We start from the raw sequence: 13589 nt of genomic DNA on the forward strand, positions 1-13589 counted from the left end.
CTATGCCCCTTTTTCAATGAGTTGAATAAAAAGTTGTTTAAACTGGTCAAAATTTTGTGTCTTTAATAATTTTTCTTGCATTTGTTGATCATCAATCAAGTTAACGATGGCTTTAGTCATCATAGCTAGATTAGTATTTTGATAAATTGAAGGCGAAATCATAAATATGAAATGAATATTAGGATGATGTTCATCCCAACTTAGACCATTTGGTAAGACGGCGATGCCAATTTTAGATAACCGCCCTACAGCAATTGCCGGATGCGGAACGACAATAGTTGGACTAAAAAATATATCACCTAATGTCATACGATTTTCAATTTGTTTTATCATTTCTTGCCTGTAGCTACATGCTTCATTTACCGCCAACCGATCAAGTAATCGATTAAGTATCTGCTCTTTATTTTTAGCTTGATGACAACATATAAAGTAATCTGCCAATAAATCATCGACAATTTGTTCTATATGTACTAAATGTTCCGGTGTGCTGGTTGGATTAGATGTTGCAATTAGATCTTTACGTGCCGATATTTGCACTCTGCGTGATGCAAGATAGCGGCGAATTTGTTGTACATCTTGTTCGGTTAAAAAGACTGAAACGTGAAATACCGGAACTTTAAAAACTTTTGATGAGAGATCAACCGATGAAATAATAAAGTCAATTTCATCAAGCATTTCTGGCTCTATTTCATAGTAACCACGGGTAGCAACAATTTTAATACGTTCATCAAACTCGTTCTCAATCCGATTTTTGAGTAATTGCGCACTGCCTAAACCGGTAGCGCAAATAATCAATACTTTTGCTTTTTGTTCATTTTTGAGTTTTTCAATGGAAGCTAAAAAGTGCAGTGTTAAATACCCCCATTCATCATCATGAATGGTATAGCGAGCTAAATTACTCAATTGGCTAAGGTAGTGTTTTACCAGTTCAAAGAGCTCCGGCGAACTGGCTTTAATTTCATTTAGCAATGGATTTTCTAACTTAATTTTCTGCTCTAATCGGACTAACATTGGCTTTAAATGTTGAATTAGCCCTTTTTTTAACTGTTCATCTTTATAAAACCGATAACCGGTCTCTTGTTGAATCTTAATAAGTAAATTGCTAAGCGATAAATAGAGTTCTGAATCTAAATCTTGCTGAATTAAATTTGACTTACTCATTAAATGTAAAGTCAAATACATCTGCTCTTCTTTTGGAAAATGAAAACCGATAACCGTTTCAACCCTATCAATAATTTTTTTAGCAACTTGATATTCTAAGCTCTCTTTAGCTTTATCTGGCAGATCAAGATTTTGTATTGAAAGTCCTGATTGTAAACGTTTAATACTCAGTGACAGATGAAGTACGATGTTTTGCATCATAACATCAGATAATTTGATATTCGCTTCACGACATTCATCTAAGATGATAATGGTCAAGGTATCAAAGCAAATTGCATCACCAAACTTATTGAAATACGTTAAGCGTTGCAAAAAGTTAATCGACTCTTCATGAAAAAAATAGCTCATAATAAAGTGTCTTTTTGCTTTTTCGTCGCCTTCAACAGAAAGCAAAGATTTACTCTTTTTTATGGTAAGCTCAAAAGATTGGAGTTGATTTTTAATTTCTTGGATATCTTTATTTAACTGCGATGAACTAATAAATAATTGTTCGGATAAAGTCTCGATATCAATTTTTTGGCATTCTAATAAAAGCAGATTAAGAATATAGTGTCTTCTTTGACTCAATTCACGGTAATTTGATTGTTCCTCACTGCGATCTAACAAATGGTGTTCAATTAAAAATTGATTAAATGCAGTTCTATCTTTAATTTGCAGCTGGTAACCATAACCTTGCTTACTGATTATCAATCCACCATTTTTTTCAATGAGTGATTTAAGATCATTGAGATAAGTACGTACAGTCCGATCGGATAATGATAATTCACTTGCCAATGTAGCACTGCTCTTAAAAAGGTTTTTAGAACGAACTAATAAACTTATAAGATCACGTTGTTTATTTTTGATCATTATCATCCATACCTATAGTCACTAAAACGATATTATCAATAATATTGCAATTACTCTTATCGTTAAGATAAGTTCTCACATCCAGTAAGATAATCAGGCACTGCTATTAAACATCATCAATAGACAGTGCCCAAATCCTATCGTTAAACTGATAGGATAGTGACAAAGAATTATTTAAGATTTTCCTCTGTTAATTTAGCCAGTTGCTCAATACCTGATTGAATTGGTATATAAGCTTGGAAAGGAATGCTTACCACCGGCTTACCTGCTTCATCTCCCATTTTTTTAAATTTATCGAGCATCATCATCGTTTGGGGGCTAATTAAAAAGAGTGAAAAATCACTGTCTTTAATCATATTTCCACCTTCCGTGGCAGATACTGCGTCCAATACGATTTCTTTGCCTTGACTGGCAAAATATTCTGTTACTTTTTTAGCCATTAATGAGGAAGACATGCCTGCGGCACAAATAATTAACGCTTTTTTCATAGTTTCTCCTAAAAGAGTGATCCATTATAAGATTTCGCCGTTTGATTCAATGACTTTCTTGTACCATGCAAATGAATCTTTACGGCTACGTTTTAACGTTCCATTACCTTTATTGTCTTTATCAACATAGATAAATCCGTAACGTTTTTCCATTTCGCCCGTTCCGGCTGATACTAAATCGATGCATCCCCATGGGGTATAGCCCATTAGATCCACGCCGTCTTCTTCCACCGCTAATTTCATTTGTTTAATGTGTTCACGTAAATATTCAATCCGATACGTATCATGGACACTACCGTCGGCTTCGACTTTATCATAAGCACCAAAACCATTTTCCACAATGAAAAGCGGCAAGTGATACATATCAGTTAGCCAGTTTAATGTGTAGCGCAAACCTTCCGGATCGATCTGCCAACCCCAATCAGATTTTTTAACGTATTGATTACCAATTAAATCGGTTTTTTCGTTATATTCATAGTTATCTGATTTTTTTCTAATCGCATTAGACATGTAATAACTAAAACCAATGTAATCGACTGTACCGTTTTCTAATACTTCGAGATCTTGGCTTGTCACGTCTAATTTAAAGCCTTTGCGTTGCCAGTATTTGATAATATGATTAGGATATTGACCATGAACATGAACATCAGTAAAGAAATACTTACGTTCCATGACTTTTTGAGCCATTAAGATATCACCTGGTTTACAGGTTTCCGGATAGATTGGAACAACGGCAATCATACAACCAATTTGAAAATCAGGATTGATAGCATGACCAATTTGGACAGCTTTTGCACTAGCGACCAATTCATAATGTGCTGCTTGATACATTATTTGTTCACGATCATCGCCAGCTTTATAGTAGATACCAGAGTTAGTAAACGGGGCAAAGTCTTCATCAAAATTGGCTTGATTATTGATTTCATTAAACGTCATCCAATATTTGACTTTATTTTTGTAACGATCAAAGCAGACCTCTGCAAAGCGCACAAAGAAATCAATTAATTTACGATTACGAAAACCACCATACTCCGTAACTAAATAGTAAGGTAATTCGAAATGTGAGAGGGTAACAACTGGTTCAATATTGTATTTTAAACATTCATCAAATAAATCATCATAAAATTTTAGGCCTTCTTCATTGGGTGCCAGTTCATCACCTTTAGGAAAAATTCGAGTCCATGCAATCGAAGTTCTAAAACATTTAAAACCCATTTCAGCAAATAGCTTAATATCTTCTTTATAATGATGATAAAAATCGATAGCTTCATGATTGGGATAATACTCACCTTCTATTATCCCTTCGGTAATTTTTCGATAACTTTTTGGGGAACCAACAGTCATGACATCAGCAACGCTGATACCTTTTCCTCCGGCTTGCCATGCGCCTTCTAATTGATGTGCAGCAACCGCACCACCCCATAAAAAATCCTTTGGTAAACCTTTATTATTCATGATCAAATACCTGTATTAAATGAGAGATTAAATTCAGTATAAAAGGAAAAAATTTGAATTACTAACCAACTTTTTCCGTATTGATCAGGAAAATATAAGCAAAGAAAATAGATATAAAAGCGTGATGCTTAAAAAAATTAAATTGCCCTTACCGTAATTATTAACTAAATAAATTGTTCAAAACCAGTGGTATATTTGGACGGTACAAATTCGATAATATCGTACTGGGCAATTTGCTGAATATAAAACGGATCTTTTTGCATTATAGTTAACGCTTGTTCTTTATTCTCAGCACGACAAAGTATCACACCACCAGTACGTGGCACTTTTCGGCCTGAAGCAATAAAATGTCCCAATCGATAATTCTCTTCAAGGTAATCGATATGCTGCTGTAAAAATTTTTCAACTTCATTAATGGGTTTAATATAAGTGAGGGTGAATATAAACATAATAATTCTCCATATAAAAAACCAGCTTAATAGCTAGTTTTTATTGACTATTCATATTGATAATAAACCCATATCTATAATAACTTAGTTGTGGACTTGATAGCATTTATAGTATTGAGTTTTTACTTGCGTTCCCATTGACCATTTTCATTTTTGCGGTAAACCTTTTCTACAGCTGACCACGCCACTCTAAATGCGATTTGCTCTGGCGAACTTTTATCTCGTCTTTTCTTGGGATCTTGGTACTCTTTTATGGCATTGTTAAAAGCTTCTTTAAAAATATCTTGAGCATGTTCGGGTAAAACATGGCGTACAGATTCGGGTAAATCATCTCGTGTTTGATATGGCATATAACATTTCCTCTATAAATTAGTCATACATGAATGAAAATTTAAAAACGGTAAAAGTTAAAGCTGCTACAAAATCAAAATACGTTTAAAATTTAGTCTCTTTTTGGCAAGAATACAAGTTTTAATTTGCTTTGATTAATCACCCTATCTTTTTCTTTTATCAGCTAGCTCACCATTGCGATATTTTGGCTAAAAATAAGATCCAAATAGCTAACCTTTAGTGTAATTAACAAAACTATCCAATTGAATAGTTGAAAACGGCTAACACATGCAAAGTAGCTAAATACTTGACAGTAAATAATTTAGCTACTATGTTTTGCATAGGTGACGATTTTGCTAATCATAGAAAACCAACAAATCTAAATAAAAAATGAATTGCGTTCAATAACACAGCAAAAATCTGTATTAAATTCAATATAACGTTATTTTATTTGTTCACATCTACCACAAAACGACCTTTTATTTGGCCTGCTATCATGTTCTGCGCAGTATCAACACACTCGTCTAAACGAATAGTATTGCCTATATGAGCCAAAGTTTTATCATCTAAATACTGAGCTAACAAGTTCCATGCGGCAATACGATTATCATAACTTGCCATTACGCTGTCGATACCTGCCAATGTTACCCCGCGCAAAATAAAAGGTGCGACAGTTGCCGGGAAATCCATTCCTTGTGCTAGCCCACAACAGGCTACAATACCACCATATTGAGTTTGGGCACATACATTAGCTAAGGTATGAGAACCAACCACATCGACAACGGCTGACCACTGTTCTTTTTGTAGAGGTTTACCCGCCTCTTTCAACTGTTTACTATCAATAATATTGCTGGCACCAAGTTTGTGTAAATATTCTTTGTCAGTTAATTTACCTGTTGATGCAGTAACTTGATAACCCAATTTGCTTAATAAAGCTACCGCAACTGAGCCAACTCCGCCACTCGCCCCTGTCACAAGTACCGTTCCGCTCTGCGGTTTTATCCCAAAATCAACAATACGTTTTACACATAATGCAGCAGTATATCCGGCGGTGCCAATAATCATCGATTGATAGGGTGTGATATTTTGGGGTAATGGAATTAACCAATCTGATTTTAAGTAAGCATATTGCGCCAGACACCCCCAATGGGTTTCACCACATCCCCAACCATTTAAAATAACAGCATCACCAGCATGATAACGATCATTGCTAGATTCAATAACTGTACCGACACCATCAATACCCGGCACCATAGGCCATTGCCTAACAACAGGACTTTTATTGGTTAACGCCAAAGCATCTTTATAGTTAATACTTGAATATAGCACCTTAACCAAGGTATCGCCTTGTTGAGTAACAAGCAATTGTTTATCAATTGTTTTTATAGAGGCCGAAAAACCGGTAGTATCATTTTTATCTAACAAAATAGCTTTAAATGACATGCTTACTCCTTATTACATATCTGAATGTAAAGTTGGTTTATTTGCTTAATTCATCAAGTTAAATATTGAACTAACCTAATGATTTTCCTTATAGACGATCGGTCTAGAAATTATAGACCGATCGTCTAGTAAAAGACAATACAGCAAAAACAATTTATTTCACATAGCGATAGAAATAAACATAACATTCAAAAGATGTGTTAAGAAATTATTTTATTTAGAAAAAGCTCTATAAAAAGATCGAGTGGTGTTGAGTTTTTGACCAATTTACTACGCGTTACTGCCCCTTCCCAACCAATCCAAAAAAAAGCGGCCAGTGCTTTACAATCAGTATGAGTATTAATTTCTCCTGATTGCTGCGCAAGTAATAAACAATTTTCAATCTTAGTTTGCCAGCTTTGTAAGATTTGCTCCAACAGCAAAGCATAACCACCGGGAAGTAATGATTCTTCTTGAATCAGTTCACCAATCAAACAGCCTCGATTAAAATCATATTTTTCCATTCCCTTTTTAGCATCTTCATAAAAGGCATGAATTCTTGCTAATGGGGAGTTAATTGACATATTTGTTAAATGTTTATCTAATTTATGAGCAAAAAAGCTATCATAACTGGCTATAATCGTCCGTCCAAATTCTTCTTTACTTTTGAAGTAATAATAGAAAGATCCTTTGGGAACACCGACTTGTTTTAAGATACTTTCAATATTTGATGAAACATAACCGTAAGTTGTCATCATCTCGACACCGCTTCGAATCAATGCCGCTTTTGTTCCATTTTCTTTTTTTGTGGTTGATTGAAATGACATGACAAATAAGATCCACTATCAATAATAATCTTGCGCTCAATAATAAATAGTCACTTTCGCAAAAGCAATGAGTTTATTTATTACCATAAATTGAAGAAGAATTTTGAGTAAAGTTATTACAATGATAATGTTGATAAACTCTTAAATTAAAGATTGAATGATACTAAAAATGCATTTCAAAATCATTCAATCTTATTAATTGTGATACTATTTTTCGGCGACTTTTTTATTTTTTGATGCTTCTGATACTGCACCAATAAAAACTACATCGCTTGAAGAATTCAGTGCGGTTTCAACCGAGTCTTGAATAACACCAATTGCAAAACCGATAGTGATAACTTTGAGAGATATATCGTTTGGTATACCGAACATACTACAAGCGACCGGAATCAACAATAATGACCCACCCGCTACACCAGATGCGCCACAAGCACAAATTGCAGCAACAATACACAGCAATACCGCTGAATAAGTATCAACATGAATGTAAGGCATTGAATTAACAGTTGCTAAAGTCAAAACTGTAATGGTTATTGCAGCGCCTGACATATTGATTGCAGCTCCCAAAGGCACGGCTACTGAATAGGTATCTTCATCCACTTTTAAACGTTTACAAATTTCAATATTAACCGGAATATTTGCCGCAGAGCTACGGGTAAAAAATGCAGGTATTGCACTTTCTTTTAATGATGTAAAGACCAATGGGTAAGGGTTTTTACGCATGACTAAGAATGCTAAAAGTGGATTAATCACCAACGCAACAATAAACATACATGATAAAAGCACAATTAATAAATGCGCATATTTATATAACTCACCAAAACCATCTTTTGCCAATGTGGAAGAGATTAATCCAAACACACCTAAAGGTGCAAAACGAATAATAATTCTGACAATAAATGAAATGGCATATGAGAGATCATTCATCATGATTTTTGTTGATTCACTTGCATGTCTTAATGCAAATCCAATACCGACGCCCCAAATGATTAAACCAATATAATTTGCATTAGCAAGCGCATTAACCGGATTATCTATCATTTTATCTAACAAAGTTATTAAAACATCTTTGATGCCACTAGGAGGCTTTAATTTAATTTGCTCAATGTCATTACCTAATGTGATTTGAGACGGAAATAAAAAGCTTGCTAAAGTAGCTAATAGAGCAGCAAATATCATTCCGGCTAAATAGAGTGATAAAAGTATCCCCATATTCGCTTTTTTGCCATGTTGATGGTTTGATATTGAAGCGATAACTAAAGTCAATACCAATATTGGCGCAACTGATTGTAACGCATTAATGAAAAGCCCACCGAGTAACGACATGTTTAAGGCAGTATCTTTGGAAAAAAAAGCCAGTGTTATACCTAAAATCAGGCCCAATAAGATTTGAGGAATCAACCCTACTTTAAAGTAAAAACGTATCAAAGGATTGGTTGAGTGAGTCATGGTATTTCCCTATTTTTCTAACATGAAGCTCAAACCTTAACACAAATAAGATATAAACTTGTAGAAAAAAAATTTATCATAATCTTTTTTTATATATAACTTTGGTTAATTATTAAGATTAATTACCATAAATATGGATCAATAAAAAAACCGATACCTTAATTATATAAAGTATCGGTCAGTTAGATTAAAAACTTAGCTTGCTAGTTATGTTACCAGTTAGCTCTAATACCTATTGAACCATTAATTGGCGCTTTCACATTTGCATCACCACTATTAGACCAAATATGACCAATTTCCGTATAGGCACTGACATCACGATTAAACTCATAACTTCCACCTATAGCAAGTTCTGTACTGGTGTAACCGGCACCACTATTAAACTTAGTAGCAACACTTGGACTTTCAAACGTTACACGATCAGCCCCATCGGGTGAATAGTATAAATTTATACGAGCATAAGGACGCAACGTTCCGGATTCTGTCTGAAAATGATTTTCAAGTCGCGCGCCCACTCGAAAAAGCCAAGAATTGTTATGACTTTGTTTAACGGTAGTGTTACCACTGATATGACTATTATTAATATCTAGCCATTGATGAATAATTTGTAATTGAGGTTCAATTCGCCAATCATAATAATTCAAATCAAATGGTTTACCTGCTTCAGCAGAAACACTTATACCGTAACCTTTTTCAGAGCTGTTCTTGTTGCTATTTGGTTTGATGTCAACTTTATGACGACTGCCTTGTAAGACCAAATCTAAATATGTTCCGTCATCATCCATGTAGTTACCGTACGCACCTAAGAAATAGGAATTTAATTTATTCTTGCCTGCATGACCGTTAATTGTACTAGCAAAACCATTTATATCTAAACTACCATGTAAAAATCCGAAATATGCCCCAGCTCGCCAATAACTATTTTCATCTTTCCAAATATCACTACCAACTTGTAAACCGGCATAATTGCCTTTACTATGCGAATTTGCTATGCCGTTTTGTTTTATATCAGTTCTCTCAGTGATAATTCGCCCCCAACTAATACGAGAATCCCCTAATAAGGTATTACCTATACGTTGATGCATGTTCGCTTGCATAATCAAATCAGCTTGGCGTAATTGTGCAGCAACAGCTGCAAACATTGGCACTTCCTTACGATAAGCAACCTTGCTCGGTGAAACCGGGTTAATCGGTGGTTCTGGTTTATCCGGATTAACCGGTGGTTCTGGTTTATCTGGATTTACTGGTGGGTTTGGTTTATCTGGATTTACTGGGTTAACTGGATTTACTGGGTTAACTGGATTCACCGGGTCAACTGGATTTACCGGGTTAACTGGATTTACCGGGTTAACTGGATTTACTGGATTGGTTGGATTGGTTGGATTGGTTGGATTAGTTGGATTAGTTGGTTTGTAAGAACGTAAATACCAATTGTTATTTTCTTGATTAATATCACCTTTATGTAAATAGTATTCATAAGCGCCGACATCTAAATGTGTCCCATCTAAATTAAAAGCATCGTTCGAACTCACTCCATTTACATTGACAATTTCAATACCATTAGTTGTGCCTGTATCTGCACCTAATCCACCAATATTGGTTATTTTAACTAATGTGTTTCCTGAAGCATTTCCACCAATTATTAACTTATCGGTTAAGCTATTACTATCTTGCACCACTGTATCAAGCAAAAGCTGTCCATTATTACCAATATAATTACCTGTTATAGTAAGATTATCGCCAGTATAGTTATTATTCAGCGCGATAGTACCACTATTATAAACATCGCCACTTACTGTAGCTTGATGTAACGTTGGGACAAAATCTAAAATAGAGTTCGAACTTAGTGTAAGTTTATCAGTATTTAAATTACCAGTTAATGATAATCTGCCGTTTGTACCAACATTAATATTTTCCCAATCAAGAATCGCTATATCGCCACGGCTACCTACTGAATCAGAAGATCCTGTCAGATGAGTGCTAAAGTTAAGTATATCTATTTCATTTGATGAACCAGCTCGAATATATTGATGCCCACCATCAATCTTGGTTAATTCTGAAATATCTGAGCCTTCATTGATATTAAGCGTATCATTACCCGTTCCTAGCAAAATTTTACCGCTAACTCTAGAACCATTATTAAGATTAATTATAGAATTGGTAACTTCATTTTTTATCGCTGTCCCAAGAACTGAATAAACATTAGCGCCATTGTTAAGGTTAATATTGGTTGTTGTATCCGATTTACCTGTTGTATAGATACCCGCATCGAGATTATTGGCAGCATCTGTCCCATTTGCATATACATTACCATTAATATTAATATTTGTTGAACCTAACCCATTGTTATTAATCTTAATGCCATTGTTTTTACCATAAATTACACCTGCTTTTTGATCAACCTCGATATCATGACTCAAGTTACTGTGAGTTATAACGATACCTGACTCATCTTGACCGATGACGACTCCGCTATGTGCAATAAATTTAGTTTGACCTAATCCTGAGTTTTCAAGTTCTATACCATTTTTTTTTCCTTTGATTAACTCAGTTCCTGTTTGAGAAACTAGCAAGTCAGTTGTATTATTCTGATTTGAAACATAAATTGCATCATCTTGCTCGCCTTCAACTCTATTCGCAATGGCAACTACGGTTTGAGCCGATCCTTTATTAATCAGATTAATACCTTTGCTATGACCTTTTATATAACTATTACTTAAGGTCTCCAGATGTAATTGACCCGTAGTTATATCATTCTCCACAACAATCGCATCAGCATTTTTACCTATAATATTACCGGCCAGAGACAGAGAAGTAGTAGAAATGCCCTTGTTAGTAAAATTTAGTCCATTATAATAACCAGAAATCGTACCAGACTGTTGCTCATAAGATAGATTAAGACTGTTGGCTGCATTTACAACAGACATACCATGTTGCTGAATACTTTCAATGACACCCGATGTTGATATCTGGGTTGAGCCAGTGCCTCCATTTATAAGTGAAACACCATTTAACATACCGGTGACAATACCAGACGCTTGTATAAAGATTAATTTATTAGCTTCAATGCCATTTTGGACTATTAAACCTTCATTTACTTGACCAGTGATATTACCAAATAAGTTAATATTAGTATTACCTGTCCCACTATTATGAAGGTTAACACCTCTTAATCTACCAGTAATATTACCGGAAGGTTGAATAAAATTTAAATCCCCTGTTTTGTCAGCGTTTACTGCCACGATACCATCGTTTGAAGCGCCAATAACTTCCTTAGAAATCTCAAGTGAAGTGATACTACCTTGACCATTATTGACTAGATTTATACCATTTAGGTTACCATGAATTTTACCATTCGACTGAATAATAGATACACCATTCAAGGTTTGACTACTGTTGATAACTTTAATTCCGTCGTTTTGCTCTCCCTCAACAGTTCCTGAAGTTGAGATAAAAGTTGATTTTGTTCCATTATTAAGGATATTTATGCCATTATTATGACCTTTGATCGAGCCTGATGTTTGATTTAATCTTATATTACCGGAATTTGCCGCATTTTGAGCAATAATACCGTCTTGCTGCTCGCCTTGGATACTATTTTTCGTTAAAATGCCAATATCGCCATTACCATTATTCAATAAATTAAGTCCGTTTACATGACCGAAAATACTACCACTCAATTGTTTTAAAGACATAGCCGTTGTAGTATTAGCCTGATTTTTCGCTACAATACCATCTATTTGCTCGCCTGTTACCGAACCAGAAATTGTTATATCGCTAGCTCCCAGGCCATTATTCATAATATTTATACCGTTATTATGACCTTTAATTACAGAATCAACCATTTGTGTTAGAAAAACATCTGAGGCTGTACTAGCCGACTCTGAATAAATAGCATCCATATTACGTCCTTCAACATTACCGGCAATAGTGATATCGGTTTGTTGATTACCATTATTATACGTTGCTAAACCATAACTTTGACCACTTACATTACTATCGTCATATTGATTGATTGTAATATTTTTACTGCCTGTGTTATTTTTTACAAATATACCTTCATTACTTAAACCATTTACTTTACCCGAAACAATAATTTCGGATATGCCTTGGCTGTGATTTTCAACACTTATCCCACGATTATGACCTTCAATATTACCATTTGACTGATTAACCGTCACATCAGATGCTTGATTGCCATTGAGTACAGATATACCATTATCTTGATTACCCACAACTGTACCTGAAGTATTAATGATTGTTGAACCTCTACCGTTATTAGTTGCCGCTATACCGGATTTACTTCCTCTCGATTCACCATTAACTAATTGAGTTATTTTGATATCTTGTGAATTACTACTATTTTGGGCATTAATCCCATCCCCTCCGTTACCAAATATTTTCCCCAGCGTATTGATAGTCAAAATACCATTGCCTTGGTGAATAATCTCGACTCCATTTTGACTACCTGTAATAGAGCCATTAGATTGAATAAAAGTAAAATTTGTGACATTAGAAGGGACTGTATTTTCATATCCATTGCCGTTGGTATTATTTACATCACCTGTACATGCCTGATTATTTGGATCATTAGTTATACATTGAGCAAAACTTGGGTTGGTCATCGCTAATGTAATGCTTGTTGTAGTAATGAAATTAAGTAAAAAAGCTTTGCTTTTAGATTTTGCCTTCCCTGAATTGTCAACAGCACATTGACAACGTGCGCTCCAAATTAACTTATTTATTTTATTCATATTCCCTCTCACTGAATCTTATATTGGTTATGATCCAATTTTTAATTTAAAAACATGAAAAACTGAATTAATTGAATTTTTTGAATAATGTGATCCCTTTAATTTCAAAATAAATACTGGATTTATTTTTTAAGTCACTTGGATAACACGTATATAGATAAAACAATCATTACTTTATTGATAAACAAAGCTCAAAATCATTTATAAACATTAAAGATGGAAAAAAGAAAAGCTAATGACAGTCCAGCAAATAACGGGGGAACTAAACATTTTAAAAGATGAACTATCGGTTAATATTTGTACCATATACCGATAAAAACCGCAATAGAATTATAAAAATTTACATATGATTGTGTAAATTTCGTTTTAATAAACGTGAAAGATCCTATATTTAATTAAACTAGA

The 13589-nt window shown here is 34.3% G+C and carries 9 protein-coding genes; all 9 read right to left on the reverse strand.

The features are described 5' to 3' along the window. Positions 1 to 2010 (reverse strand): BglG family transcription antiterminator, encoded by a 2010-nt coding sequence (locus J3U74_RS03860; RefSeq protein WP_267328704.1) that lies wholly within the window; start codon positions 2008 to 2010, stop codon positions 1 to 3. A gap of 170 nt (positions 2011 to 2180) precedes the next feature. Next, positions 2181 to 2498 (reverse strand): PTS cellobiose transporter subunit IIB, encoded by a 318-nt coding sequence (locus J3U74_RS03865; RefSeq protein ID WP_220219206.1) that lies wholly within the window; start codon positions 2496 to 2498, stop codon positions 2181 to 2183. 24 nt (positions 2499 to 2522) lie between these two features. Further along, the gene (locus J3U74_RS03870) at positions 2523 to 3953 is read right to left on the reverse strand and encodes a 6-phospho-beta-glucosidase (RefSeq protein ID WP_220219205.1); all 1431 of its coding nucleotides are present in this window, start codon (positions 3951 to 3953) and stop codon (positions 2523 to 2525) included. Between the two features lie 164 nt (positions 3954 to 4117). Beyond that, a complete protein-coding gene (locus J3U74_RS03875; protein WP_267328703.1) occupies positions 4118 to 4402 on the reverse strand; it encodes a YciI family protein in 285 nt (94 codons plus the stop codon). Between the two features lie 122 nt (positions 4403 to 4524). Continuing rightward, on the reverse strand, positions 4525 to 4752 hold the full coding sequence (locus tag J3U74_RS03880) for a ChaB family protein (RefSeq protein WP_065563083.1): 228 nt from the start codon (positions 4750 to 4752) through the stop codon (positions 4525 to 4527). Between the two features lie 427 nt (positions 4753 to 5179). Further along, positions 5180 to 6175 carry an MDR family oxidoreductase gene (locus J3U74_RS03885; RefSeq protein ID WP_267328702.1) on the reverse strand — a complete coding sequence of 332 codons (996 nt, stop codon included), beginning with the start codon at positions 6173 to 6175 and terminating at the stop codon, positions 5180 to 5182. Between the two features lie 200 nt (positions 6176 to 6375). Next, a complete protein-coding gene (locus tag J3U74_RS03890; RefSeq protein ID WP_267328701.1) occupies positions 6376 to 6981 on the reverse strand; it encodes a TetR/AcrR family transcriptional regulator in 606 nt (201 codons plus the stop codon). A gap of 207 nt (positions 6982 to 7188) precedes the next feature. Next, positions 7189 to 8430 carry a serine/threonine transporter SstT gene (gene sstT / locus J3U74_RS03895; RefSeq protein WP_267328700.1) on the reverse strand — a complete coding sequence of 414 codons (1242 nt, stop codon included), beginning with the start codon at positions 8428 to 8430 and terminating at the stop codon, positions 7189 to 7191. Positions 8431 to 8642: 212 nt separating this feature from the next. Next, the gene (locus tag J3U74_RS03900) at positions 8643 to 13184 is read right to left on the reverse strand and encodes an autotransporter outer membrane beta-barrel domain-containing protein (protein WP_267328699.1); all 4542 of its coding nucleotides are present in this window, start codon (positions 13182 to 13184) and stop codon (positions 8643 to 8645) included. Positions 13185 to 13589: the final 405 nt, after the last annotated feature.

Source organism: Gilliamella sp. B3892, assembly GCF_026536305.1.
GTDB lineage: Bacteria > Pseudomonadota > Gammaproteobacteria > Enterobacterales > Orbaceae > Gilliamella.